Raw genomic sequence first — 23,758 nt, forward strand, 5'->3', positions numbered from 1 at the left:
TTAGTCAGCTCGGCTAATCAAATCGTCTTGGCTATGGGTAGATCCGCGGTGTGGTGGCCGCGTCGTGCACCGCGGCATGGACTCAGATGGTGCATTTCAGCCCGACGTGGGCGGCGTGGTACCCGAGCCGGCGATAGAACGCCAACGCCCTTTCGCGAGCCTCGTCCGTGGTCACCTGCGCCAGCTGCGCCCCGTGTGCTCGGCCGTAGTTGTGCGCCCACTCGACGAGTGCACTACCAAGGCCCTGTGCACGCTCGGCCTTGGCGACCCGTAAACCCTCGATCTGCAGCCGGGTGGCACCGCCGCGGGAAAGGCCGGGAATGACGGTCAATTGCACCGTCGCGACGACCATGTCGGAACTGTTCAGGACGACTCCGAGATAGTTGGATCGGTTGCGAACGACCATGTCGTAGGCCGCCTCGTAGCGTTCGAGTTCGGCGCCTTCGCGATCCTGACCGAATTCGTCGTCGGAGAGCAGCTGGGCGATCACCCCCACGTGTTCGCGCGCCGCGCGCTGCACACGGAATGTGCGGCCCGACACCCGCAGCAGTCCTCGAACCGACGATTGCGCCAGAGCCTGGAGGCGCGCCACCAACAGGTCCAACCACGCCCCCACGTTGGTTCGTGCCTCCGCGGTATCTGGATAGCGACATCGCAGGTGTAGCCCGGACTCGTCCTGGATGAACCAGAGCATCACGCCGTCGGTGTCAACGCTCGCGCTTACATACTGGGCGTCGAGCCCGACCGAGTCGATGCGCACCGGAAGTCTGCGTTGGTCCAGCCAGGAAATCGCGAACATGCCGGGCGCAACGGGCATTCCACCCCACGGAGCCAGTACGTCGGCCAGTGGCCAGGAACCCAGCTGCACCGCTTCTTTGACGGCGGCGGCCGCGGCGGACGGCTCGGCCGTCGCCGACTCCAAGACCGAATTGGTGATGAACCAGCCCACCGAGTCGTGCCATTTTTCTTCAAAGCGGCTGTGCACGGGGAACACCGCGCGCAGTGGAACCCCGGCCAACTCGCGGGTCACCGCAGTCATGGCGACCACCGCAAGCGCCAGCGTCGAGACACCGTCCTCGCGTGCCTGCTCGGCAAACGCGGCGCCGTCATCGACGTCGAACACGTCACGCACTTCAACGCGTTCCGGATGCGGCCCGAATTCGTCCAACGGCAGCGGAAACCGTGGCATGACCCCACCGCTGTCGTTAATGATTTGTGCCCATCGGGCGCGCACATGGTCCGGTGCCGCGGGACGGTCCAACAGTGCTTGCGTGTGCACGACGAATGCCGGCGGCGGCTGCAGCGACGGCGTACGGCCGATGCGCGCGTCAGCGAGCACCGACAACAGGTCCCGGGCAATCACCAGCATCGACCACATGTCCACGTGGGCGTGGTCGGCGGCGATCACCACCGTCAATCCGGCGGCAGTCTCCAACACACACAACCGATGCGAGGGCCGCGCATAGGGTGAGCACGCCGCATTGAGAACTACTCGCAGTGCGTCGTTGACCGCCTGGCCCGCAGCGATCTCATGCTCGACCCACCTGTCCGGGTGAATATCGATCTCATGCAGCTGCGGGTCGCCGTCCGGCCCGGGTGTGAATGCCGTTCGTAGCGTGCCGTGACGGGCGATCACCGCCAGCCACGCATCGGCCAACGACTGGCGGCTGACCCCCGCAGACAACCGAATGGACAGAGCCATCCAGGAACCGGGCCGTGGGCCCGCACCAACGTGTATGCGTTGGTCAAAGGACACCGGGAGCTGCCGGCCGAGGTCAGACACCGACACGTCGTAGCCCCAGAGTCGTCCGAAGGGTAGCCGCAGGTGCGCCACATTGGTCAGCCGCATGGCGGTACCCTAACGCCCCAGATAGCCTGAATGCTCGGTCAGCGCGGGGCGAGCCGTCGGGTCGTGAAAAGAGTTGCGTGATGTCCACTTTCGTGGTTCCTGGAGCAGAGCTTGCGGTTGAACTGAGCGACGAGGGTGGTCATCCGGTTGTTCAGCTGCACGGACTTACCTCCAGCCGCGCGCGTGACCGGGTACTCAATCTCGACCTCGGCAGGGGCCTCAGCGGGACCCGACTGCTGCGGTACGACGCACGCGGCCATGGCAAGTCGACTGGGCGCAAGGTCGACGAGGATTACCGATGGGAAAGCCTTGCCGAGGATCTTCTGCAGCTGCTCGACAAATGGTTTCCCAGCGAACGGGTGCACGGAGTCGGCCCGTCCATGGGTACCGGCACGCTGCTGCACGCGGCTGCCCGCGAGCCGGACCGCTTCGCCGGCCTCACGCTCATGGTCCCGGCCACCGCGTGGGAAACCCGGCCCGCGCAGGCGGCGATCTACCGGGCTGCGGCCGAATTTATCGAAACCGAGGGAGTCGGGGCGTTCATCGCGTCGGCGCGTGGGGCGACTCCGCCGCCAGCCACGGTCGGCGCACCCGAAACAGTTCCGGATGTGGCCGATGCGCTGCTGCCGTCACTGTTTCGAGGCGCGGCTCTCAGCGACCTGCCCGCTCGCGAAGCGGTCGCACGAATCGATGTACCGACGACGATTCTTGCCTGGGTCGGCGACCCGGCGCATCCGATGTCGACGGCGGAATCGCTTGCGACACTGATGCCGCGGTCAACGCTCACCGTGGCGCACGTCCCGGCCGATGTCGAGACCTGGCCCCAGATCCTGAGCCAAGACGTCGCCCGCAGAGGCTGACTCGTTCGGCAGAGGAATACCGCTGCGATTGAGCGCACTGCCCAACCACGACGTCGGTCCAACGCGGCGACGACGTATTCAGGTGATCAGATTGGGACCGGTTGTCGCACAACACATTTCATTTCGACCGCTGAGGAATCCGACATCCGACACGCACGCCTGCATTGTCCTTCGGGAGTGCGAGTATGTAGCTCAATTCCGGCAAGGCATCTATCCGCACTGCGGATTTCACGCGTAGGGCTGCAGCGGTCCGACCTGGCCGCCCGGATGTGTGCCATCGCCCTGCCGTAAAACGGTGAGGCCGCCGGGAATCCACGGAGTCTTCAGTTGGGTGGTCGAGTCCGGCGGAGTCACCACGATCGTGGTCGGCGGCCAGGCCGGCTCCATGCCGTCGGGACCTATCTTCGGCAGGAAGGCCACCAGGCTGGCGGCGGATGCTCCGGGCGCGAGCACAACGGGCCGCACGTCGCCGCTCTCTCTGGGCAGGCTGTAGGTCGGGCCCAACGGCGGATCGTCGGGGCCGACGAGGTCCACGCCGGGATAGCCCTGCAGGGTGCAGGTCTGCTGGGAGACGTTCGTCAGGATCACGTAAAAGTGAAGATAGATCTGTTCGCCGGGCGAAATCGGCGGACTGGCAGCCAGTTTCAGCGAATCGGCCCCGCACCATGGCGTGGCCGCCGCGGTCGTAGTCGCCGTCGGCAGGGCGAGTACCGACGCAAGGGCCATGGCGGCCGCACCGAGTCTCATCTATTTCGCCGCGTCGACCTGGTCCCGGCCGTATTCGATGACGGGTGGCGAATCGCCGTACACGTTGAGGGTGTGGATGAAGCGATGCAACCCCATGACGCCCGCACAGGTGAACCCGAGTTCGATGATCTGTGCAGCGGTGAAGTGCTCACCCAGCCGCTGATAGAACTCGTCGTCGATCGCGTGATGGTCGGCCGAGAGCAGATCGAGGAACTCGACCGCCATCTGCTCCTGCGGGGTGAGCGCGTCGTGGCCGGGCGCGAGCAGGCAGACGACGTCCTCGTCGGTGATCGAATCATGTTTGCGGGACTGGCTGCACGGCTCACATTCACCGAGTTGGGCGCTGCGGATGCGCAATAGCTCGAGAATGCGTCCGCCGAGCAGAGTGCCGGCACCGAGGTGGGTCCGCGCCATGTTCACCTGCTCGAGCTGCGCGCTGCGATAGGCGAAGATCTGCAACGGCACCGGCGTCGCGTAGAGCCCGGCTGCCACCCCGGCATCGACGATTTCGCGGGAGTGCGCGCTGAGTTCTTCCATCGGGATTGGTGCAATACGCGGCATTAATTCAGGCTATCTTTTCCATGCGGCACTGAAAAGGAGAAATCGATGTCCAGACTCGCCGGAAAGGTCGCAATAGTTACCGGAGGGGCCGGCGGGATTGGTGCGGCGACCGCGGCCGAATTGGCCCGCGAAGGCGCGGCGATTGCCGTCGTCGATATCGACGAGACCAGGGCCGACGAGGTCGCGGACGGAATTCGCCGCACCGGCGCGCAGGCAACCGCCCTCTGCGGCGATCTCGCCGAGGAAGACGTGGCGAGGTCCGTGGTGCGGGCAACGGTGGCAGAGTTCGGCCGGCTCGATGTCCTGCACAACAATGCGGCGCTGACGTCTAGCAGCTTCCTGTCTCGCGACACCACGGTCTGCGAGATGCCCCTCGAGGTCTGGCAGCGGTCCATGGACGTCAATCTGGGAAGTCAGCTGTTGATGTGCAAATACGCCATTCCCGAAATGCGCAGCGGCGGTGGCGGTTCGATCGTCAACATGTCGTCGGGCGCGGCGCTGTCGGGTGACCGCACCCGCCTGGCTTACGGCGTCTCCAAGGCGGGGGTGCACGCCCTGACGATGTATGTGGCAACCAGCGAAGGCAAGGCCGGCATCCGGGCGAACACGATCGTGCCCGGATTGATCCTGACCGATGCCGTGCGCGCGCACCTGTCCCCCGACATCCTCGACGGCCTGGGCCGAGCCACGCTGACGCCGTACGTCGGACAGCCACAAGACGTCGCAGAACTTGTTCTTTTTCTGACTTCCGAGCAGTCCCGCTACATCACTGGACAAATGATTTCCATCGACGGCGGGATGTCGGCACATGTCGCAATGAATACCGGCGATTGATTAATCGCAGCGATTATCGACACAACCGCCATTGCGATCGGCGGACGTGAATGAACGAATCCCTATTGCGTTGTCGGCCCGAGCGCGTATGCCCCGGTTTCCGGGTGGTGGTACCAGCCGCTGGCGGCATGGGTGCCGCCGTCGACGTGGATCGTTTGGCCGGTGATGTAGCTGGACATGTCGGATGCGAGAAACACTGCCGCCCCGGCCAGTTCGTCGACGTGACCCACGCGGCCCATCGGAACCGTGAACCCCATCCGCTGCTGGGATCCCGGCGGCGCGATCTGCTCGAGACCTTCGGTCCAGGTGATGTCGGGGGCCAGGGCGTTGACCCGGATGCCGTGCGGCGCGAGTTCGAGCGCGGCGGTCTTGGTGTAGTTGATGACGCCGGCCTTGGCGGCGGCGTAGGTCGCATAGCCGGGCGCGGCACGCACGCCCTCGATCGAGGTGACGCTGATGATGCTGCCGGGCAGCTGCTGGTCGACGAGGACGCGGGCCACCCGCTGCGTGCACAGGTAGACGTGCCGCAGATTCGACTTGTAGAGGGCATCCCAGCCGTTCTCGCTGGTGTCGAGGATTCCCGACCAGAAGACACCACCGGCATTGTTGACCAGAATTGACACCGTCCCGAGCTCGCCCACGGTCTGGGCCAGCGCGGCGTCGACCGCGGCACTGTCTCGGACATCGACCGGAATGCCCAGAGCACCGATCTCGTCGGCGGCGGCCGCGCAGGTATCCGGGTTCCGCTCCCAGATCGCCACCCGCGCACCGAATGCCGTCAGCCCGGCCGCGATGCCGCGCCCGATGCCCGCACCGCCGCCGGTGACGACCGCGACGCGATCGGTCAGCAGCACGCTGGAGGGGTCGAGTGCCATGGCGTCGACTATAGAACAATCCCACTTCACGGTTTACAGTTCTGACTAACGATGTTCGATATGTAATGCCCCCTAATCCAAGGGAGGCCGCGATGGCCAGCACGATCTTTGTCACCGGCGCGACCGGCCAAACCGGCGGGAACGTCTGCGAGCAGCTGATCGAGCGCGGCGACCACGTCCGCGCCCTGGTGCGCAATCCCGACGACGCCGCGGCGCTGGCCGAAATCGGCGTCGAATTGGTCAAGGGCGATATCAGCGACGCCGACGACGTGCTCAATGCGGCCAAGGGCGCCGAGGCCGCGATCCACTGCGCAGCGCTGCTGGGCGGTGCGAGTCAGAACCTCGACGACTTCACGGCGGTCAATGTCGTCGGCACGACGAACGTCCTCGACGCGGGCAAGGCGCACGGCATGCGCCGAGTCGTCGCCCTGAGCACCGCCACCTTCCTCGATCTGAGCACGGGCGTCGACTTCGAAGAGGCGCCAGTGCTCAAGAACCCGCCCAGCGATCCCTACACCGTCACCAAGCTCGCCGCGTTCGAGGAGGCCCACCGGCGCGCGGCCGCCGGCGATGACGTGCTGACGTGTCACCCGGGCGCCATCTTCGGGCCCGGTCTGGTGGTGGAGCGCGCGTTGCACCGGACCAGTTTCAATCGGGTGCTGTTGGCGGGCATGCGCGGAAAGATCAAGCGCTACTTGGCTTTTCCGGTGACCTGGGTGGCCGGGGCGGATGTCGCGAAGGGTTCGATCGCCGCGCTGGACAACGGGGTGGCCGGCGAGCGCTACCTGTTGGTCGGCCGGCCCGAGGACACCTTCAGCACGGCGGGCGGCATCAACCGAGCCTGTAAGCTCGCCGGAATCGAGCACCGCGTCCAGGATCTCGACTATCGCACCGATCCCGAGGCGCTGACCGCCGAATTCGGGCCCACGTTGATGGCCATCGCCGAAGCCGCGGCGCGCAGCCAGCGCAAGCCCCGAACCAACAACAACCTGACCGCCCGGCGACTCGGGTATGCGCCGATGTCTTTTGACGATGGGCTGCGGCTGTTGATCTCGTGGCTACGCAAACTCGGCAAGCTGTAGGGCCGCCACGGTGTCGACCGCCGAATCACGCAGACCCCGTTCAGATCACGGAGATCTGTCCGACCGAATCCTGGACGCGGCCGAGCAGCTGATCTTCCGGATCGGTGCCCGCAAGCTGTCACTGTCGGACGTGGCAACGCTGGCCGGAGTATCGCGGCCCACCATCTACCGCTACTTCGTGTCCAAAGAAGACCTCATCGACGCGATGGGCAAGCGGGAACGCCGACGGTTCAGTGCGGCGATGGACGACGCGATCTCGGGGGTCGTCGGTGTCGCACGATTGGAGGCCGCGATCGACGTCGTCGCAGGGTTCCTCGAGGCTCAGCCACCCGGGAGGCTGCTCGACCTCGAGCCGGGCTTCGCGCACGACCAGATGACCGCGGCACTACCGATGATCACCGAAGCGCTGGTAGGCGTCTTGCAGCGCTGCGCCCGGGAGGGGGCACTGGCCGCCGCGGTGGATCCCCGCGACCTGGCCGGCGCCATCGCGCGGACTGCCTTGAGCCACTACATATTTCCCGAGACTGATCGCGGCGCGGCTCGTCGACAGATCCGGGCCGCCGCCGGCCTCGGCGATCCCCGCCCATGATCGCCGAGCTTGTCAGAGCTCAACGGCTATCCCGACTTTCTTTGTTCTTCACACATTTGGCGCACACTGACTTCATGTCCACATCTGCCTGGCTGGTCAGAATTACCGCCCCCGCAATGATTAGTGCCGCCCTGGTTTCGAGCGCACCGATCGCGACTGCCGATCCCGTCACTGACGGATACCTTGCTCAACTGCGCGCCGCCGGCTTGTCCTGGCCACCGGGACACGAACCCGCCCTGATCGGGATGGCCCAGCTCATTTGCGACGATCTCGGCTGGGGCTGGACGGCCGACCAGATAGCCCGAGACGTGCACGCCAACTTGGATCCGAGAGGCATCGCGGTCGGTGACGTGGCATCAATGGTCGGCATCGCGCACGCGACCTATTGCCCCACCCAACGGTGCTGGGCGCCGCACTGCTGAATGCCGCGACACGTCAGCGATCCGGCACGCATGTCGATTTCATAGGAGATTTCGGCACAGCCGACCAATTTGTCTTTCAATTCGATATGCGTTCCGGCGCAACGGGATACATCGCATTAGTTTGCTGATACGTTCTCGTCGAGTGGCCCGCGCAGCGGTAAAACCACGACAAGAGGACGGAAACGATGAGGATAAGCCGATTCATCGCGGCAACTGCGGTCTTTGCTGGCGCGGCTACGTCGCCGGCACTACCAGCCTCGGCCGAGCCACTGGCCGCGGCGGACGAGACGAAATTGAACGGTGTCTACCACTACGCGGACGAGGACGGCGACACCGGAACGTGGACGATCACCACCACGTGCAAACAGGTCTGCGTCGCTCACGTGACGACCGCTCCGGGCCAGGGATTCAATGCGCCGTTCATCGACGGCCAGTACAGCGTGACGCGCACCATTCCTGAGGCCGCGATCTGTGCGAACGACAACAGCTTGCATCCGGTCACCGTGCACCAATCATGGGACCCGCTGACGCTCACCGGCCTTGCCATCTTCTTGGACAGCACCGCGCCCTGCGGCCTCACCGACTCGCACGACACCTTCACCTTGACGAAAATCGGCTAGCTGCAACATTTTTCGATCACACCTTGGAGCCCAGCCCCGCGATCAAATTGATCGTGACCGCCAGAACCACCGCGCCCAGCAGGTAAGACACCAGCGCCTGTCGCAACACCGCGGCGCGGATGGACGTCAGATTGATCTCGGTGTCTGACACCTGATACGTCATGCCGACGGTGAACGCGACATACGCGAAGTCCTGAAATCGCGGCGGCTCCGGATCATGGAAGTCGATGCCGCCGGGAACGCCGGAGTAGTAGAGCCGGGCATAGTGCACGGTGTAGAGCGTGTGGACGGCGAACCAGGACGCCGCCACGCTCAGAACGCCGACGATGGCCGCTTGGAGGGCCTCGGCGCCGGAGCGCGACCCCGCGGCCACCACATATCCGACGCCGCCCAGACTTGCGACACTTGCGGTCAGGATGATCGCGTCCGCGAGCCACCGGGTCGGGTCCTCTCGCGTGGCCCACGCGCGGGTTTGGTCAGCGTCCATTCCGCGCAGGATGAGCTGCGTCCACACCACGTACACCCCCGCGGCGGTGATCCAGCCGACCAGCGCATACCGCGAACCGAGGGCATGTCCCACCAGGAAAGCGACGACCACGCCGAGCACCACGACAACCGCCATCCGAACCGCGACGGTGTCGCGGAACAATTTCACCCAGGACGTCACATCCCGACCTAACCATCATCCGATAGCGACCCTCGGGAGAAACTCCGAAAAAGACATGATTGCCGACGTCCACTATTTCGTGGGTATTGGAAATTGGCGGATTTTCACGTCATAGCCTGCCCATTTGCTGCAGGTGATGACCAGACCGAACCCATTGCCATCCCCGCTTTGCTGTCGAATGGCCGCTCCGACGCCACGCCCAGCAACGTATCCGCTACAAACATGGCGTTCTCGAGCGCGCCGACCGGGCGGCAGCCCGGTGTTAGTCTTTGCCCGCTGCGTCAATTCGGCGCGCACAGCCGCATCAAGAATCGCATAATGATGCAGTTGCACCGCCCCCTCCCAAACAAGGAGCCGACCATGATTTCCGCTCGCAAACTGTGCTTATTGACGGTCCCCGCCATTGCTGCCGCCGCGTTGACCGTCGGCACCGGGATTGCGGTCGCCGACGACGACGCTTACCTCGCACAGATCAAGAAGATCGGCCTCACCGGAGACCCCACCGGGTTGATCCAGCTCGGGCACTTGATTTGTGCCGACCGCGCCAACGGCGAGACCCCAGACCAGCTGGCCCAGGTGGTGCAGAGCAAGAACCCGGGGATCAGCCTCAGCGACGCGACCGGCGTCGTCAGCGCCGCGGAATCCAACTACTGCCCCTAACGGCTGGAGCGGGCCGGGGCTATTGCGGGCCCGCTGAAAACGCCGCCACCGGCATCTCCACCGTCCCACGACAGGGGCCGCTGGAGATGTCGGTGTGCCAGGTGCCTCGCAGCGACCCGTCCGGTTGCGGCGCGTAGAACGCCCACGACTTCGCGGGTGTCCAGACTTTCGGAACCCCTTCGCCCATATAGCAATCCCACTGAAAATCGAAGTGCTCCACCCACCGGGCGCCGTCCCAGGCGTAGTGGGACGGTTGAGGCAACGTCGGGTTTTTCGGGGCAGGCCCGTTCGTCGCGGTCGCGACGCACCTGCCCGATGCACACGACGTCACGAAGACGTAGTCGGCGCTGAAGGTGGGTTCGGCTTGACCGGCCGCCACGCTGGTGCCGGTTTTGTTCACGGCGTATCTGACCAACGAGTACTTGCCATTCCAGACCGGCGTCGCGGCGTGCGCCGAAATCGTTGGCACGCCAAGGATCGCGACGATGCCGAGCACCGCGGCCAGGTAACGCGAGCACACCGTGCCCATGGTGCGGACCCGATGACGCGATGCGGTATCGGCACGGACACGATCGCGCGGTAATGCCCCGGTCCGCGCGAAACTGCGTGGCGCCGAACGGTTCCGACCGGCTGCCCGGAACTCATCGCCCGTGCAGCAGGAAGAGTCCGTAGGCCGCCACGGACTGCGCGTCGGCGATCACCCCCGAGCGGATCATCTCCTCGACGTCGTCGCGGGAAAACCATGCGCTGCGCATGTCCTGCTCCTCATGCTCGAGGGCTGCTTGCCCCTCGGAGATCCCCGTGGCCAGGAACACCCACCCGCGCTGACTGGTCATGCCGGGAGCGACGTCGAGCAGGCCGAGCGCCTCGAACGACGTCGCGCTCAACCCGGTTTCCTCGCGCAGCTCGCGCGCGGCCAGCTCGGCGGGCTCGGTGTCGGTCAGATCGGGTGCGGTGCCCTGCGGGAACTCCCAGCGGCGGGCGCCCACCGGATAGCGGAACTGCTCGACCAGCCGGAACCGGCGCCCGTCATACGGCATCACCAGCGCATACGTCGGCTTATCGATCACGGCGTAGATGCCGGGGCTGCCGTCGGGGCGGCGGATGTCGTCCTCCCGGAGGATCAGCCACGGATTCCGGTAGATCTCGCGCGACGCGAGGCGTTCGATGAAAGGCACGTCGCTAGTATCACCAACCCGACGCGACCGCCATGGCGAGCAGGTAGCGTCCGGAGCCATGCCTTCCCAAGAAGCCATCACCCACACCGTCAACAGCTATCTCGCGCACGTCGCCAGCGGCGCCACCGACGAGATCGTGAACCTCTACTCCGCCGACGCCACCATCGAGGATCCCGCCGGATCGGAAGTCCGCCGCGGCCAGGACGCGGTGCGCGAGTTCTACACCGCGTTCCAAGATGCCAAGAAAGACACCGAACTCGCCGAAATACGCGTCGGCGGCAACGAGGCGGCGTTCTACTGGCACCTGACGCTCGACGCCGGCGACACCCGCACCCGAATTTCCCCCATCTCGCTGATGACGTTCGACGACGACGCGAAGATCACGTCGATGCGGGCGTTCTGGGGGCCTTCCGACGTCCGTGTCCTGTAGCGCAAAACCATTACCGCCCAAGAAAATACGCGCCCAGCGCCGAGCTGGCCGTCGCCGTTGCGGGTGTTGCGCTGGCAGAAATCGGCGCAGTAGCCGATAGTCATAGCAATGTGACGTTCCGGGAGGCGGGTGAGCATGCACGGCCACATCATCGTCAGCGGTGAGGACGCGCTGGCGACGACGATCGCCGAGGAGCTGGAGAACGCCGGCGCCACGGTCGTCAAGCTCGTCGATGACACCGTTGCCGACACCAAGGACGACCTCGTCGAAGCCGGAATTGTGCGTGCGGCCGCCGTGGTCTGCGCGGGGGATGACGACGCGATCAACCTCGAAATCGCTTTATTGGCAAGGCAAGCCAACCCGAATGTGCGCGTGGTGGCACGGCTGGCCAACGATGTGCTGCGCGAAGCGGTGAGCGACGACAACGGCCCCGGCGCGATCCTCGATGTCGCCGAACTGGCGGCGCCGTCGGTCGTCGAGGCGTGCCTGGCACACACCGCACACCCCTTCGAGGCGGCGGGCATCGAGTTCCTCGTCTCGAACGGTCAGGCGCCCTACGACGCCACGCTGCGCGAGATCTATGCCGACCTGGCGCCGGTCGCGGTGATACACGGCAAGAACTCCCCCGCGCCGGGCTTGCTGGAGACCTGTCCGGGACGCGACCTCAAGGTCCGCTCCGGTGACTGGACCGCGATGATCGGCACCGTCGAGGAACTGGCCAGTCGCGGTATCAAGGCCCCGCGGCCGAACACGACACGCATCCGTCAGCGCCGTCTGCGTCGGGCCGTCGACGTGGCACGCGGGCTGCGCAACGACGTCAACCCGATGTTCATGCGTGCGGTGGCCGCGGTGCTGACCGTGCTGATCGGCTCGACGGTGTTGTTGCGCTACTGCTATCAACCCCAAGCGAAGATGACGTGGGTCGATGCGCTGTACTTCAGCACCGAGACGATCGCGACGGTGGGCTACGGCGACTTCAGCTTCCTCACCCAGCCCACCTGGTTGCGCCTGTTCAGCATCGGTTTGATGTTCGGCGGCTTGATGACCACCGCCGTCCTGGTCGCATTCATCGCCGACCTGCTGATCTCGCGGCGCTTCGCCCACACGGCCGGGCGCCGGCGGGCGCGTCACTTGCGCAATCATGTCGTCGTCGTCGGCCTGGGGTCGTTCGGCAGCCGGGTGGTCGCCGATCTGACCGCGGCCGGATACGAGGTCGCGGTGATCGAGATCGACGAGAACAACCGCTACCTGTCGGCCGCCGCCGAGGTGCCGGTGATCTTCGGGGATGCGACGCTGCGTCAGACGCTGGAGGCGGCCCGCGTCGACACCGCGCGGGCGATCGCGGTGCTGACCCACGACGACATGACCAATATCGAGACCGGGATCGTGCTGCGCGAGATGCTGGGTCCACGGGTGTTGCCGCACGTCATCCGGCCCGATGTGCCGATCGTGCTGCGAATCTACGACCGGGCGCTGGGCAACGCGGTGGCCGACCGGTTCGGCTTCAACACCGTGCGCTCGACCGTCGAACTGGCCGCGCCGTGGTTCATCGGCGCCGCGATGGGCCTGCAGGTGCTGGGGACGTTCTCGGTCGGTCAGCGCTACTTCATGATCGGCGGCATGCACGTGGCCGCGGGCAGCGAGCTCGACGGGATGGTCATGTTCGAACTGTCGACGCAGACCCGCGTCATCGCGATTACCCGCGACGACACCCCGGTGCAGCTGCACCCGCGGCGCGATGCCCGGCTGCGCGCCGGTGACACCGTGTATCTCGTCGGCCCCTACCGCGAGCTGGTCGCGACGCTGCAAAAAGGCCAACCCCCACAGCCGGAAGTCGGCCGCGAGCGCCTACCCGCCTAGAGCCGCGCGGCGACCTCGGCGGCGCGGCGCACCTGGTCGACATCGGAACTGGTCGGAATCAGCTGTACCTCGTCGGTGCCGATCTCCTCGAATTTGCGCAGCACCGCGAGCAGCTCGTCTTCGTCGCCGGCCCAGCCGGTCATCGGGGCCATCGCGTCCACGTACTCCGCCGGGATCCAGTTCATGTAGCGGCGCAGGTGCCGATGCACCTGGGCACGCGACTCCTCCGGCGTGCCGAAGGCGAACCAGAACGACGTCACCAGATGCGGTGTGGGTTTGCCGGCCCGCGCCCACGCTTCCCGCGTGACGTCGAAGAGCTCATCTTGCTTATCGACGTCCAGGTCCAGGGTGGTGCCGGCCAGCCCGTCGGCCCAGGCGGCCGCGCTGCGAATGGTCTTCGGCCCGATGCTGCCGACCAACAACGGCGGACCACCGGGCTGGACGGGTGCCGGCCCGACCGGGAGCACCGACTCGGTGATCTTTTCGCCGGCCCATACCCGCTTCATCACCGCGACCCGCTCGGCCATCTCGCGCATGGTCTGCGACGCCGGGTCGGCGCCCACCGCGTGATAGTCCTCGTGCCGGCCGCCCACGCCGATGCCAACGGTCAACCGTCCGCCGGACAGCATGTCGCCGGTTGCCAGGCCCTTCGCCAACATCACCGGATCGTGCAGCTGCGGCACGATCACCGTCGTCATCAGGCGCACCCGTTTCGTCCAGGCCGCGAGCGCACCGAGCAGCGTGAGGTTGTCCGGGTTTTCGAACGCGATGCGTTCACCCCAGCACAGCGACGAGAAGGGGCCCTCGTCGATCGCGCGCGCCCAGTTCTCGAGCACCCTGGCATCCAAATCCGGCTCCATCACCGGCATCGTCATTGCTATCCGCACGACGGCGATTCTGGCATGCCCTCTACATGTGGCCTCTCCAGTGGCAGCATGGGCTAAGTGCCCTTAGCCAGTACCTCCATCGCACATGTCCGACTGACCGTCACCGATGTCGAGCGATCGCGGCGGTTCTACGAGAGCGTGTTCGGTTGGCCGGTGTTGCTGGAAGTTCCCGACAATGCCGACGAGGCAACCCGCAACCAGTTCTCGTTCTTGTACGGCGGCGTCATCTACGACCTCGGCGGCACGCTGCTCGGGCTGCGGCCGGTCGCCTCGGATCGCTTTCACGAAGACCGTTGCGGTCTTGACCACATCGCTTTCCGGCTGGCCAACGCGGACGAATTAGACACCGCGGCAGCACATCTCGACGAACTGGGGATTGCGCACGAGCCGATCAAAGATATCGGGCCGTCCTACATCCTGGAATTTCGCGACCCGGACAACATCGCGCTGGAGCTGACCGCGCCCAAGTAGGTGGGAGAACTATGTCCATCAGTTTCAACCACACCATCGTCGCCGCACGCGACAAACACGAATCCGCGGAATTTCTCGCCGAGCTCTTCGGCCTGCCCGCCCCGCAGCCATTCGGCCACTTCATGGTCGTCGCACTCGAGCACGGGGTGAGCCTCGATTACGCGGACGCCCCCGCGGGCGAGGAGATCCGGCGCCAGCACTACGCCTTCCTGGTGTCCGAACCGGAGTTCGACACGATCTACGGCAAGATCCAATCGCGCGGCCTGCCGCATTGGGCCGATCCTCGGCAAAGCCGGCCCGGCGAGATCAACCACAGCGACGGCGGGCGCGGGGTCTACTTCCTGGATCCCTCCGGGCACGCCATGGAGATCTTGACTCGGCCCTACGGATCCGGCAGCTGAGCTAATCGGCGCGCGGAGCGCCATGCCGCAGACTCTCCTGGCCGCGATAGTCGTCGGCGAGCCTCGCCACGTGCTTGGGCAGCGCGCCCGACGCCACATCGGCCAGCGTCGTCTCCTCCAGGACCGAGCGCATGCTGGCGCGCAGCGCCCGCCACACGTCGGCCAGGGGTGCCGTCGGCCCCGAGTACGGCAGGTCACCGAGGCCGATGTCGCGGACACTGGCCAGCGGCCCGTCGATGCAGCGCAGCACGTCGGCAATGCTGATCTCGCTACCCGGACGGGCCAGCTCGTAGCCCCCGTCGCGGCCGCGGTGGCTGCGCACCAAGCGATCGGTACGCAGGTTGGTCAGGATGTCGACCAGAAACTGCGGCGGTATGCCCTGCGCCTGCGCCAAATCGTCGGTCTTGACCAGCGTGCCGCTGTCCGCGGTGGCGAGCTGAATCATCGCCCGCACCGCGTACTCCGCTTTTGCCGACATCCGCACGTTGAGGATTGTGCCACCATCGGCCCACTGCGATGCGGATGCTTGGGTCTGCGGGCTAGGCGCGCAACTCCAGCATGTCGATGACGCGCTGAGCCATTTCCTCGAGCGAACAGTCCGGGATCAACCGCAGGTCCGGATTCTTGGGCCGCTGATACGGACTGTCGATACCGGTGAAATGCGTGATTTCGCCCGCCCGGGCTTTGGCATACAGCCCCTTGGGATCACGCGCTTCACACTCCGAGAGCGGGGTATCGCAGAACACTTCGAAGAACTCAAATCCGGCATCGTCGTGCACTTTACGAGCCATCTCGCGATGCTCGGCCAGCGGACTGATCGCGGGCACCAACACGGTCTGGCCGGAATCGGCGAGCAGCGTCGCGACATGAGCCAGCCGCCGCAGGTTCTCCGCACGGTCGGCCATCGAAAAGCCCAGGTCGGCGTTCAGGCCGTGGCGTAGGTTGTCGCCGTCGAGAACATAAGCGGGCGTGCCCTTTTCGAGTAGCTTCTGCTCGACCAGCATCGCCACCGAGGATTTACCCGCACCCGACAGGCCGGTGAGCCATACCGTCCGGCCGCGAGCCGCCCGGTCTTCGGCGGTGACCAGCGACTTGTGCCGCACGGTGTTGGGGCTGGCCTTCTGCGCCGCGACGTCGCGCAACACCATGCCCGCCGCCACCGTGCCGTTGGTGTTCGGATCGATCAGGATGAACGAACCCGTGCTCGCGTTGCGGGTGTACTCGTCAAGCAGCAGCGGCACCTGCGTACGCAGCGAAATACGGCCGAGTTCGTTGAGCTTCAACGCCGTAGCGGTCTTGTCCCGATGCAGGGTGTTGACATCGAGCCGGTAGTCCAGCGCGGTGACCCGCGCCCGCGTGGTTCGGGTGGTGTGCTTGATGACGTAATCGCGGCCCGGCTCGAGTGACGCGCCGTCTGCCATCCAGCACACGGTCGCGTCGAATTCCTGGGCGACCCTCGGTTGGTTGTTGGTGCGGGCAATCATGTCGCCCCGCGAAATGTCGATGTCGTCGGCCAGGCTCACCGAGACGGCCATCGGCGGAAATGCTTCTCCCACAGGGCCATTCGGGCCTTCGATCTCGGTGATCCGGGTGGTCTTGCCGATCGGCAGCACCACCACCTCGTCACCGGGGCGCATCACACCGCTGGCCACCGTTCCGGCATAGCTGCGGTGGTCGCGATGCTCGTGGGTCTGCGGCCGGATCACGTACTGGACCGGGAAGCGCACGTCGACCAGATTGCGGTCACCGGCGACATACACCTCTTCCAGATGCGAGAGCAACGCGGGGCCCTCATACCAGGGCGTCTTGTCCGATTTGGTCACCACGTTGTCGCCGTGCAGCGCCGACATCGGGATGGTCGCCACGTCCTGCACGTCCAAACGTGCGGCGAAGGCGTGGAACTCGTCCTTGATCGCCTCGAATTTCTCTCTGTCCCAGTCGATCAGGTCCATCTTGTTGACGGCCAGCACGATGTGCTGGATGCCCAGCAGCGATGCCAGGAAGGCGTGCCGCCGGGACTGCTCGAGCAGGCCCTGGCGGGCGTCGACGAGCACGATCACCAAGGCGGCGGTCGACGCACCGGTGACCATGTTGCGGGTGTACTGGATGTGCCCCGGGGTGTCGGCGATGATGAATTTGCGCCGGGGAGTGGCGAAGTAGCGGTAGGCGACGTCGATCGTGATGCCCTGTTCCCGCTCGGCCCGCAGCCCGTCGGTGACCAGCGCCAGATCCGTGTAGTCGTGGCCGCGCTCTTTCGAGGTCTTTTCGACCGCGGCCCACTGGTCTTCCATCACGGCCTTGGAGTCATACAGCAGCCGCCCGATCAGGGTGGACTTGCCGTCGTCGACCGAGCCGGCCGTTGCGATGCGGAGCAGTGTCGTCGGTGCAGCCATCAGAAGTAACCCTGCCGTTTCCGGTCTTCCATTCCAGCCTCTGAGATGCGGTCGTCCGCCCTGGTGGCGCCGCGCTCGGTCAGTCGGGACACCGCGGTCTCGGCGATGACCTCCGAAACCGTGGCGGCCTGCGATTCGACGCACCCGGTGCAGGTGACATCGCCGACCGTGCGGAACCGCACCGTCTTCTCCATCACCGGCTCGTCGGCACGCGGTTGCATGTGGCGGTGCACGGCCAGCAGCATCCCGTCGCGCTCGAACACCTTGCGCCGGTGGGCGTAATAGATGGACGGCAGCTTCACCTTCTCGGCGCCGATATAGGACCAGATGTCGAACTCGGTCCAGTTCGACAGCGGGAAGACGCGGATGTGCTCGCCCTTGTGGTGCCGGCCGTTGTAGAGGTTCCACAACTCGGGGCGCTGCGCCTTGGGGTCCCACTGGCCGAATTCGTCGCGGAAGCTGAACACCCGCTCCTTGGCGCGGGCCTTCTCCTCGTCGCGCCGGGCGCCGCCGAACGCGGCGTCGAACTTGTTCTCACGGATGGCACGCAGCAGCGTCACGGTCTGAATCGGGTTGCGCGACGGGATGGCCTCGACGACCCGCCCGGCGTCGATGTCTTCTTGTACCGACGCCACCACCAGGCGCACCCCGAACTCGTCGACGAGTTCGTCACGGGTCGAGATCACTTCGTCGAAGTTGTGGCCGGTGTCGACATGCATGACCGGGAACGGCAGCCGCCCGGGGCGGAACGCCTTGAGCGCCAGGTAGAGCATCACGATGGAGTCCTTGCCGCCGGAGAACAGCAACACCGGCCGCTCGAACTCCGCGGCCACCTCACGGATGATGTGGATGGCCTCCGCCTCCAACGAGCGCAGATGGCTCAATTCGTACTGACCGGCCGCGGGGCCCGTCGTCACACCACTGGTCATGGCTTCCTTGTCCAAACCGCTTATCCGGATAATCTTGGTAGAACTGACCATGTTTACGGTCATTGACGTTCATAGAACCAGCCCGGCCCGGCCGTGTCAATGGCGCTGGTTAGCGGCGGCCGACGCACACTTCGGAGGACATCACGATTTGCCCGCCTCCGAGCGACAATCAGAGCGCCAACCGGCGTGAAATTCGGTTGTCGCTCGGAGGCGGGCAAATGTTCATGCACTCCAGCGCGCCCGTGTCGGCGCAGGAGGCTGCAGTGCTAGAGGGTTATCTCTTCGAGCTTGCCGGTGGCGACGTCGAAGACGAAGCCACGCAGCGACACATGCTTGGTGACGAACGGGCTGTTTTCGATGCGGCGCAACGACTGCCGCACGTCCTCGGCGAGGTCGCCGAACGCCTCGGCCGCCCACGGCGGCTTGACCCCCGTCTCGTCTTGGATGGCGCGCTTGAATTCGTCGTCGGTGAAGGTGAGCATCCCGCAGTCGGTGTGGTGGATCAGGATGACCTCCCGAGTCCCCAGCAGTCGCTGGCTGATGGCCAGTGACCGAATGACGTCGTCGGTGACGACGCCGCCGGCATTGCGGATGACGTGGGCCTCGCCCTCGTTCAGGCCGAGGACGCGGTAGACATCGAGCCGGGCATCCATGCACGCCACGACCGCGACGTGTTTGCTCGGGGGCAGCGGCAGTGGACCATTGAAGGCGCTCGCGTATCCGGCGTTGTTTGCCAAGTAATCATCGGTAACCGTCACGCAAGCCTCCTCGGATGGAAATTGCCAGGCAATCGGTGCCGCAGCTTATCTCCTGGAATTGGCGCAGGGTCTAGTTTTGCTCAGCGACTTCGGAATCTCTAGCGGCGGCCAGTGGCGAGTCCGGGCTCGCCTCGGCTACAGGTCGTTGCCCGCGTAGGACTGGTTGAAGCTCTTGTTGGCCAACGGGAAGTCGGGGACGATCGTGTCGGCCATCGCCACCGGCAGCGCGGGCCAGTTGAACCAGGACGGGTCGACGATTTTGGAGCGGGTGATGCGGTTGGTCGCGTCGATTTCGACGCGGTGCACGATGGTGCCACGCCAACCCTCGACTATGCCGACACCGCTGCTGGGCGTGCCCGCCTCGATGCTGACACCGTATTCGATTGGGCCGCTGTGTGACTCGACGATGTGCCGGACGAGGGCAGCGGCTGCGGCGAACTCGTCGCGCCGCACGGTGTAGCGGGCCAGGACATCGCCCGCCGTCGCGGCAATTTCCACGACGGGCAGATCGACGGTGGGGTGCTCGAGCCGGGCGTCCGTGCGAAGGCCGCTGGCACGAGCGACGTACCCCAGACAGCCCAGGGCACGAGCGTCTTCGCAGCGAAGAATCGCGGTACCCGCGAATCGGTCGTAGGCAACCGCGTTCGTCAGCGTCAGCGACGCCACCTCGGCCAGATCCGCGGCGAGCCGTTGAAGTTCCTCGGTATCGGGAAGACCTTGCAGCACAACGCCGCCCGGGCGAATGGCACCGCGCAACAGCCGGTGGCCGGTGACGCAGGCGTTGAGCCGCAGCAGTCGTTCCCGGATGCGTTGGGCATGTGCGTTGGCGATGGAGTAGCCGATGTCGTTGGCCAGGGCGCCGAGATCGGCGGCATGGTTGTAGAGCCGCTCGAGTTCGACGATCAGCGCACGCAGCCGGTGCACGTCGTCGGGCAGCTCGATGCCGAGGGCGTCTTCGACGGCGAGGCTGTGGGCCAAGGCGTGCGCAGCCGACGTATCGCCGCTGATGCGTTCGGCGAGATCGACGGCCCCATCGGCGGTACGGCCGTGGAACAGCTTCTCGATGCCCCGGTGGACGAACCACAGCCGGGCTTTCAGCCGCACGACGGTCTCACCCGCGACCGAAAAGCGAAAGTGACCCGGTTCGATCAGGCCGGCGTGGACCGGACCGACCGGGATCTCGTACACCCCGGGCCCTTCGACGTTGAGGAACGGGAACGCGCCGGTGTCGGCGAATTCGGGCGCGGGCCCCGGATCGGTGCGCATCGGATGCCAGTCGGGCCAGTGCGCGTGACTGACCAGGCGGCGAAGTTTGGGGTGGCCGACGGGTCGAATGCCGTAGAGGTCGGCCATCTCGCGCTCGAATCGACTCGCCGGAAACGATACATAGGCCAACGACTGCAGCGTTGGATTGTGCACGGGCACAATGCATTCAAGCTCGACACGGCGATCGGGGCGGCCGGCCAGGAACAGGTAGACGACACGCAGGCTGTCTGAATCGTCGTGTGCGGCGACCAAGGCCAGCCTGAAGGAATCGTCCAGCAGTTGTTCGGCCTTTTCGGTGAGCTCGCGCTGAGAAACTCTGTGCCGCAACCAGCTTCGTTTCATCGCGAGGATCCGATGTTGGCGGCGACGGTGAACAGGTGGGTGAGCGGGCCGGCCGTGATGCCGAGGGTGGCGGAGGCGGCGATGCCCAGGATCAAGACCGTTGCGGCGGTGGCCGGCACGACAAGCGATGGTGCACCCGGTGCCGGCGCACCGAGCAGTACTCGCCCGCCGTTGCGGGCCAAAGCGGCGAAGGCGATCGCGATCAGCAGGATCGCGACGCCCAGCACCCAGGCCAGCCGCGCGCCGGCCAGCGAGCGCGCGATCGCCAGTTCGCTGGCGAACATCGCGAAAGGTGGCATGCCCAGCAGCGCTATCAGGCCCGCGGCGAACGCTACGCCGATCAGCCGCGACCGGTGCATGACACCGGTGATATCGGCGATCGCCGTCGATTCGTGCGCGGCCTGCAAGTGGCCGCCCGCCAGGAACAGCACCGTCTTGGCGATCCCGTGGGCGAGCACATGCAGCAGCAGTGCGGAGACCGCCAGCGTGGTGCCGGCGGCCGCCGCGATCGCGATCAGCCCCATGTTCTCCATCGAGGAGTACGCCAGCATTCGCTTGATATCGCCGGTGACGGTCAGCATCAGCGCGGCGACCAGCAGCGTCGCCAACCCGACCACCAGCAGTCCGCCGCGCAGAAAAGCCGGCCCGGTGGCAGCGTCGATGATCGGTCGCAGCCGGATGATCACCGAGAACGCGACCGACAACAGCACGCCACTCATCAGCGCCGACACCGGCGCGGGAGCTTGGCTGTGGGCGTCGGCCAGCCAGGTGTGGAACGGGAAAAGCCCGGCCTTGGCGCCGTAACCGATCAGCAACAGTCCGCCGGCCAACCGCGCGACAGCGGGATTCAGGCCGCTCGCGTGCGCGGCAAGCACATCGAGGTTCAACGCGTGGGCGGCGGGCAACCCGGCGTAGCGTGCGGCGAAGTACAGCAGCACGGTTCCCAGGAACGCGACGGCGATACCGACCGAGCAGATCACCACGTACTTCCAGGTCGCTTCCAGCGCCGTGCGCGTGCGCCGATGCCCCACCAGGAAGGCAGTGATTACGGTGGTGGCCTCGATCGCCACCCACACCACGCCAATATTGTTGGCGCACACCGCGAGAACCATCGCCGCCAAGAACGCCGGCGTCAGTACACCGAACAGGCGCGCACCCCGCTCATCGGTGTGGGCGCGGGCCAGCTCGCCGTCGATGTAAGAAACGCTCGCCCAGGTGGCCAGCGTGCCGACGATCCCGATGACGATGAGCATCGTCACCGTGAGCGCGTCGGCACGCAGCAGCCCGCCGAGCGCGAACCGGGTACCGGAGACGACCCGAAATCCCAGCGCGACACCACACACCAGCACGGTGACCGCGGACAGGACGGTCAGTGCCGCGGTCGCGCGCCGCCATCCGCCGACCAGGGTGGCGATGGACGCGGCAAGTGGCGCAAGGATCGCGGTAAGGAGCAAAGTGGTCATCAGTCGTGCAGTTCCTGCAGCTTGTCCAGGTCGGCGTCGCCGAAGGTGTTTCGCAGCCGGCCGGTGAGCACGCCGATCACGATGACGGCCAAGAGCACATCCAGTGAGGCTCCGAGTTCGACGATCAACGGCACTCCCGCCGTCAGCAGGAAAGCCGTCGCGGCAATCCCGTTGTCTAGCATCAGGAATCCGACGGCTTGTGAGATCGCGTGCAGCCGCGTGGTCAACACGAAGAGCGCGATCAGCACCACCGCGAACGCTGCGGGCACGGCGTTGGTGCTAGGGCCGGGTGCCAGCTCCACCACCGGTTGGGTGATCGCAAATGCGGCGACGGTCAACCCGCCGGTAATCAACAGCGAACTGGTGGTGTTGATCAGCGGCGTGGCCTCGCGTCGCGAAGTGGTTTCGGCACTCACCACGCGGGCGAGCAGCCACGGCAACACCACCACGCGCAGCGCCAGTACGACGACGGCGACCGCGATCAGTGCGACATCGTGGTCGTGGACGCCGCGCAACGCAGGGATCGCGGTCAGTGCCAGGCCCTGCCAGGCCAGCAGATGCACGATGGCGGGCAAGTCGCGGCGCCAGACGATCAAGACCGCGGCCAGCACCAGCCCGCCCGCGGCGAAGTCGACCAAGGTCGAGAAGTTCGCGTCGCTCATGTGCGCACCGTGAAGAAGTTGGCGGCCGTGACAGCGAGCAAGGCCAGCAGGAACGAACCCGCCAACAGTTCGGGCACCCGGAACAATCGGAGTTTGGCGATGAACACCTCGAATGTCGCAAGTAACGCGGCCAGCACCGCCACCTTGATCACGATCGCCGCAACAGCCGCCAGCACCTCAAGCGCGGTGGGCGCGGCGCCGGCAATCCCCCACGGCAAGAACAGGTTTGCCAGCAGCGCCAGCAGAACCGTGAGTCGCATCCCCGACGCCCACTCGACGAGCGCCAACCGGGGTCCGGCATATTCGAGGACCATCGCCTCATGCACCATCGTCAATTCCAGGTGAGTCGCGGGATTGTCGACCGGCAGCCGCCCGGTCTCGGCGACGATGACGATCGCCAGCGCGACAAAGGCGAGCACAGCGGTCAAGGACATGACATGGTCGGGGTGCGCGATCGTATTTGTCACCAGCGCACCAAGATTGGACGATCCGGCCGGGATGGACAGCGCGAACACCGCCAGCAGGATCGTCGGCTCGACCAAGGCTGCGATGGTGATCTCGCGGCTCGCGCCCATACCGCCGAAAGAGGTGCCGGTGTCTATGCCGGCAAGAGCGAGCGCCACGGTGCCCAGAAAAAGCAAGCCGACCACCGCGAACAAATCGGCGCTGGAGTCCAAGGGTGACCCCGTGGCGACGATCGGTGCGATCGCCGCGATCAACAGTGTCGTCCCGGCGATGATCGCGGGCGCGGCAATAACCACGATCGTCGTTCCCGCCGGGGTGATTTGTTGCTTACCAAGCTGTTTGAGTAGATCTCGCCATGGCTGCAACAATCCGCCGCCTGCTCGGCCCTCCCAGCGGGCCCGCACTTGACGCGTCACGCCTACCACCAGCGGCGCACCGAGGGTGACCAGGCCGAGCTGAGCCGCCCCCGCGACGTAGGACATCGCGT

27 protein-coding genes are annotated in these 23,758 nt (G+C 65.8%); 11 read left to right on the top strand and 16 right to left on the bottom strand.

Annotation, left to right across the window (positions count from 1 at the left end; translation table 11 throughout):
- Positions 1-82: 82 nt before the first annotated feature.
- Positions 83-1,849 (bottom strand): GNAT family N-acetyltransferase, encoded by a 1,767-nt coding sequence (locus tag ACAG21_RS20035; protein ID WP_370497994.1) that lies wholly within the window; start codon positions 1,847-1,849, stop codon positions 83-85.
- An 80-nt stretch (positions 1,850-1,929) separates the two neighbouring features.
- Here ACAG21_RS20035 and ACAG21_RS20040 point away from each other — a divergent pair, with 80 nt between their 5' ends.
- The gene (locus tag ACAG21_RS20040; RefSeq protein WP_370497995.1) at positions 1,930-2,709 is read left to right on the top strand and encodes an alpha/beta fold hydrolase; all 780 of its coding nucleotides are present in this window, start codon (positions 1,930-1,932) and stop codon (positions 2,707-2,709) included.
- 228 nt (positions 2,710-2,937) lie between these two features.
- Here the strand turns inward: ACAG21_RS20040 and ACAG21_RS20045 are convergent, their stop codons facing one another.
- Both ACAG21_RS20045 and ACAG21_RS20050 read right to left on the bottom strand, forming a co-directional pair.
- Positions 2,938-3,456, bottom strand: a complete 519-nt coding sequence (locus ACAG21_RS20045; protein ID WP_370497996.1) for a DUF4232 domain-containing protein — start codon at positions 3,454-3,456, stop codon at positions 2,938-2,940.
- On the bottom strand, positions 3,457-4,017 hold the full coding sequence (locus ACAG21_RS20050; RefSeq protein ID WP_370497997.1) for a carboxymuconolactone decarboxylase family protein: 561 nt from the start codon (positions 4,015-4,017) through the stop codon (positions 3,457-3,459).
- A gap of 45 nt (positions 4,018-4,062) precedes the next feature.
- Between ACAG21_RS20050 and ACAG21_RS20055 the strand changes: the two genes are divergently transcribed.
- Positions 4,063-4,851 carry an SDR family NAD(P)-dependent oxidoreductase gene (locus tag ACAG21_RS20055; RefSeq protein ID WP_370497998.1) on the top strand — a complete coding sequence of 263 codons (789 nt, stop codon included), beginning with the start codon at positions 4,063-4,065 and terminating at the stop codon, positions 4,849-4,851.
- Between the two features lie 62 nt (positions 4,852-4,913).
- On the opposite strand, the gene ACAG21_RS20060 is transcribed toward ACAG21_RS20055, so the two are convergent.
- Positions 4,914-5,726, bottom strand: a complete 813-nt coding sequence (locus ACAG21_RS20060; protein ID WP_370497999.1) for an SDR family NAD(P)-dependent oxidoreductase — start codon at positions 5,724-5,726, stop codon at positions 4,914-4,916.
- A gap of 92 nt (positions 5,727-5,818) precedes the next feature.
- On the opposite strand from ACAG21_RS20060, the gene ACAG21_RS20065 reads away from it, so the two are divergent.
- The 4 genes from ACAG21_RS20065 (at position 5,819) to ACAG21_RS20080 (ending at position 8,439) form a co-directional block, all read left to right on the top strand.
- Positions 5,819-6,808 (top strand): NAD-dependent epimerase/dehydratase family protein, encoded by a 990-nt coding sequence (locus ACAG21_RS20065; protein WP_370498000.1) that lies wholly within the window; start codon positions 5,819-5,821, stop codon positions 6,806-6,808.
- A 10-nt stretch (positions 6,809-6,818) separates the two neighbouring features.
- A complete protein-coding gene (locus ACAG21_RS20070) occupies positions 6,819-7,397 on the top strand; it encodes a TetR/AcrR family transcriptional regulator (RefSeq protein WP_370498001.1) in 579 nt (192 codons plus the stop codon).
- A gap of 74 nt (positions 7,398-7,471) precedes the next feature.
- Positions 7,472-7,819 (top strand): DUF732 domain-containing protein, encoded by a 348-nt coding sequence (locus ACAG21_RS20075; RefSeq protein ID WP_370498002.1) that lies wholly within the window; start codon positions 7,472-7,474, stop codon positions 7,817-7,819.
- 185 nt (positions 7,820-8,004) lie between these two features.
- A complete protein-coding gene (locus ACAG21_RS20080; protein WP_370498003.1) occupies positions 8,005-8,439 on the top strand; it encodes a hypothetical protein in 435 nt (144 codons plus the stop codon).
- 16 nt (positions 8,440-8,455) lie between these two features.
- Here ACAG21_RS20080 and ACAG21_RS20085 read toward each other — a convergent pair whose 3' ends face one another.
- Positions 8,456-9,061 carry a DUF1345 domain-containing protein gene (locus ACAG21_RS20085; RefSeq protein WP_370498036.1) on the bottom strand — a complete coding sequence of 202 codons (606 nt, stop codon included), beginning with the start codon at positions 9,059-9,061 and terminating at the stop codon, positions 8,456-8,458.
- Between the two features lie 405 nt (positions 9,062-9,466).
- On the opposite strand from ACAG21_RS20085, the gene ACAG21_RS20090 reads away from it, so the two are divergent.
- A complete protein-coding gene (locus tag ACAG21_RS20090) occupies positions 9,467-9,766 on the top strand; it encodes a DUF732 domain-containing protein (protein ID WP_370498004.1) in 300 nt (99 codons plus the stop codon).
- A 19-nt stretch (positions 9,767-9,785) separates the two neighbouring features.
- On the opposite strand, the gene ACAG21_RS20095 is transcribed toward ACAG21_RS20090, so the two are convergent.
- A complete protein-coding gene (locus ACAG21_RS20095) occupies positions 9,786-10,295 on the bottom strand; it encodes a hypothetical protein (protein ID WP_370498005.1) in 510 nt (169 codons plus the stop codon).
- 112 nt (positions 10,296-10,407) lie between these two features.
- On the bottom strand, positions 10,408-11,004 hold the full coding sequence (locus ACAG21_RS20100) for an NUDIX domain-containing protein (RefSeq protein WP_370498037.1): 597 nt from the start codon (positions 11,002-11,004) through the stop codon (positions 10,408-10,410).
- Here ACAG21_RS20100 and ACAG21_RS20105 point away from each other — a divergent pair.
- Both ACAG21_RS20105 and ACAG21_RS20110 read left to right on the top strand, forming a co-directional pair.
- Entirely contained in the window at positions 11,003-11,374 is a 372-nt protein-coding gene (locus ACAG21_RS20105) for a nuclear transport factor 2 family protein (RefSeq protein ID WP_370498006.1), read from the top strand. The genes ACAG21_RS20100 and ACAG21_RS20105 overlap by 2 nt on opposite strands.
- A 135-nt stretch (positions 11,375-11,509) precedes the next feature.
- On the top strand, positions 11,510-13,234 hold the full coding sequence (locus ACAG21_RS20110) for an NAD-binding protein (RefSeq protein ID WP_370498038.1): 1,725 nt from the start codon (positions 11,510-11,512) through the stop codon (positions 13,232-13,234).
- Here ACAG21_RS20110 and ACAG21_RS20115 read toward each other — a convergent pair.
- Positions 13,231-14,109 carry an LLM class flavin-dependent oxidoreductase gene (locus tag ACAG21_RS20115; protein WP_370498039.1) on the bottom strand — a complete coding sequence of 293 codons (879 nt, stop codon included), beginning with the start codon at positions 14,107-14,109 and terminating at the stop codon, positions 13,231-13,233. The two genes, ACAG21_RS20110 and ACAG21_RS20115, sit on opposite strands and share 4 nt — an antisense overlap.
- A 69-nt stretch (positions 14,110-14,178) precedes the next feature.
- On the opposite strand from ACAG21_RS20115, the gene ACAG21_RS20120 reads away from it, so the two are divergent.
- Together ACAG21_RS20120 and ACAG21_RS20125 are read left to right on the top strand one after the other, a co-directional pair.
- The gene (locus ACAG21_RS20120; RefSeq protein ID WP_370498007.1) at positions 14,179-14,592 is read left to right on the top strand and encodes a VOC family protein; all 414 of its coding nucleotides are present in this window, start codon (positions 14,179-14,181) and stop codon (positions 14,590-14,592) included.
- Between the two features lie 11 nt (positions 14,593-14,603).
- Complete coding sequence (locus ACAG21_RS20125) at positions 14,604-14,993, top strand: VOC family protein (protein ID WP_370498008.1); 390 nt, start codon at positions 14,604-14,606, stop codon at positions 14,991-14,993.
- A 1-nt stretch (position 14,994) separates the two neighbouring features.
- On the opposite strand, the gene ACAG21_RS20130 is transcribed toward ACAG21_RS20125, so the two are convergent.
- The 8 genes from ACAG21_RS20130 to ACAG21_RS20165 all read right to left on the bottom strand — a co-directional run bounded on the left by ACAG21_RS20130 (position 14,995) and on the right by ACAG21_RS20165 (position 23,753).
- Positions 14,995-15,477 (bottom strand): RrF2 family transcriptional regulator, encoded by a 483-nt coding sequence (locus ACAG21_RS20130; RefSeq protein ID WP_370498009.1) that lies wholly within the window; start codon positions 15,475-15,477, stop codon positions 14,995-14,997.
- A gap of 55 nt (positions 15,478-15,532) precedes the next feature.
- A complete protein-coding gene (cysC, locus tag ACAG21_RS20135) occupies positions 15,533-17,386 on the bottom strand; it encodes an adenylyl-sulfate kinase (protein ID WP_370498010.1) in 1,854 nt (617 codons plus the stop codon).
- Entirely contained in the window at positions 17,386-18,366 is a 981-nt protein-coding gene (gene cysD, locus ACAG21_RS20140) for a sulfate adenylyltransferase subunit CysD (RefSeq protein WP_370498011.1), read from the bottom strand. Before cysD ends, cysC begins: the two co-directional genes overlap by 1 nt.
- Before the next feature lie 215 nt (positions 18,367-18,581).
- Positions 18,582-19,073, bottom strand: a complete 492-nt coding sequence (locus ACAG21_RS20145; RefSeq protein ID WP_370498012.1) for a beta-class carbonic anhydrase — start codon at positions 19,071-19,073, stop codon at positions 18,582-18,584.
- A gap of 135 nt (positions 19,074-19,208) precedes the next feature.
- Positions 19,209-20,681, bottom strand: a complete 1,473-nt coding sequence (locus ACAG21_RS20150) for an NADH-quinone oxidoreductase subunit C (protein ID WP_370498013.1) — start codon at positions 20,679-20,681, stop codon at positions 19,209-19,211.
- Positions 20,678-22,144: a proton-conducting transporter membrane subunit gene (locus tag ACAG21_RS20155; RefSeq protein WP_370498014.1), complete on the bottom strand. Its 1,467-nt coding sequence runs from the start codon at positions 22,142-22,144 to the stop codon at positions 20,678-20,680. The genes ACAG21_RS20150 and ACAG21_RS20155 overlap by 4 nt, the downstream gene beginning before the upstream one ends.
- On the bottom strand, positions 22,144-22,806 hold the full coding sequence (locus ACAG21_RS20160; RefSeq protein WP_370498015.1) for a hypothetical protein: 663 nt from the start codon (positions 22,804-22,806) through the stop codon (positions 22,144-22,146). The genes ACAG21_RS20155 and ACAG21_RS20160 overlap by 1 nt, the downstream gene beginning before the upstream one ends.
- Positions 22,803-23,753: a respiratory chain complex I subunit 1 family protein gene (locus ACAG21_RS20165; protein ID WP_370498041.1), complete on the bottom strand. Its 951-nt coding sequence runs from the start codon at positions 23,751-23,753 to the stop codon at positions 22,803-22,805. The genes ACAG21_RS20160 and ACAG21_RS20165 overlap by 4 nt, the downstream gene beginning before the upstream one ends.
- Positions 23,754-23,758 lie beyond the last annotated feature (5 nt).

The sequence above is a fragment of the Mycobacterium sp. pR1184 genome, from assembly GCF_041287235.1.
Lineage (GTDB): Bacteria > Actinomycetota > Actinomycetes > Mycobacteriales > Mycobacteriaceae > Mycobacterium.

Bases quoted from the DNA above. Each gene is read 5' to 3' on its own strand.
- ACAG21_RS20155 (WP_370498014.1), bottom strand. From the start codon at position 22,144: ATGACCACTTTGCTCCTTACCGCGATCCTTGCGCCACTTGCCGCGTCC.
- ACAG21_RS20035 (WP_370497994.1), bottom strand. From the start codon at position 1,849: ATGCGGCTGACCAATGTGGCGCACCTGCGGCTACCCTTCGGACGACTC.
- ACAG21_RS20050 (WP_370497997.1), bottom strand. From the start codon at position 4,017: ATGCCGCGTATTGCACCAATCCCGATGGAAGAACTCAGCGCGCACTCC.
- ACAG21_RS20090 (WP_370498004.1), top strand. From the start codon at position 9,467: ATGATTTCCGCTCGCAAACTGTGCTTATTGACGGTCCCCGCCATTGCT.
- ACAG21_RS20100 (WP_370498037.1), bottom strand. From the start codon at position 11,004: ATGGCTCCGGACGCTACCTGCTCGCCATGGCGGTCGCGTCGGGTTGGT.
- ACAG21_RS20165 (WP_370498041.1), bottom strand. From the start codon at position 23,753: ATGTCCTACGTCGCGGGGGCGGCTCAGCTCGGCCTGGTCACCCTCGGT.
- ACAG21_RS20080 (WP_370498003.1), top strand. From the start codon at position 8,005: ATGAGGATAAGCCGATTCATCGCGGCAACTGCGGTCTTTGCTGGCGCG.
- ACAG21_RS20110 (WP_370498038.1), top strand. From the start codon at position 11,510: ATGCACGGCCACATCATCGTCAGCGGTGAGGACGCGCTGGCGACGACG.
- ACAG21_RS20045 (WP_370497996.1), bottom strand. From the start codon at position 3,456: ATGAGACTCGGTGCGGCCGCCATGGCCCTTGCGTCGGTACTCGCCCTG.
- ACAG21_RS20040 (WP_370497995.1), top strand. From the start codon at position 1,930: ATGTCCACTTTCGTGGTTCCTGGAGCAGAGCTTGCGGTTGAACTGAGC.
- ACAG21_RS20160 (WP_370498015.1), bottom strand. From the start codon at position 22,806: ATGAGCGACGCGAACTTCTCGACCTTGGTCGACTTCGCCGCGGGCGGG.
- ACAG21_RS20085 (WP_370498036.1), bottom strand. From the start codon at position 9,061: ATGGCGGTTGTCGTGGTGCTCGGCGTGGTCGTCGCTTTCCTGGTGGGA.
- cysD (WP_370498011.1), bottom strand. From the start codon at position 18,366: ATGGTCAGTTCTACCAAGATTATCCGGATAAGCGGTTTGGACAAGGAA.
- ACAG21_RS20150 (WP_370498013.1), bottom strand. From the start codon at position 20,681: ATGAAACGAAGCTGGTTGCGGCACAGAGTTTCTCAGCGCGAGCTCACC.
- ACAG21_RS20075 (WP_370498002.1), top strand. From the start codon at position 7,472: ATGTCCACATCTGCCTGGCTGGTCAGAATTACCGCCCCCGCAATGATT.
- ACAG21_RS20060 (WP_370497999.1), bottom strand. From the start codon at position 5,726: ATGGCACTCGACCCCTCCAGCGTGCTGCTGACCGATCGCGTCGCGGTC.
- ACAG21_RS20065 (WP_370498000.1), top strand. From the start codon at position 5,819: ATGGCCAGCACGATCTTTGTCACCGGCGCGACCGGCCAAACCGGCGGG.
- ACAG21_RS20105 (WP_370498006.1), top strand. From the start codon at position 11,003: ATGCCTTCCCAAGAAGCCATCACCCACACCGTCAACAGCTATCTCGCG.
- ACAG21_RS20125 (WP_370498008.1), top strand. From the start codon at position 14,604: ATGTCCATCAGTTTCAACCACACCATCGTCGCCGCACGCGACAAACAC.
- ACAG21_RS20115 (WP_370498039.1), bottom strand. From the start codon at position 14,109: ATGACGATGCCGGTGATGGAGCCGGATTTGGATGCCAGGGTGCTCGAG.
- ACAG21_RS20055 (WP_370497998.1), top strand. From the start codon at position 4,063: ATGTCCAGACTCGCCGGAAAGGTCGCAATAGTTACCGGAGGGGCCGGC.
- cysC (WP_370498010.1), bottom strand. From the start codon at position 17,386: ATGGCTGCACCGACGACACTGCTCCGCATCGCAACGGCCGGCTCGGTC.
- ACAG21_RS20095 (WP_370498005.1), bottom strand. From the start codon at position 10,295: ATGGGCACGGTGTGCTCGCGTTACCTGGCCGCGGTGCTCGGCATCGTC.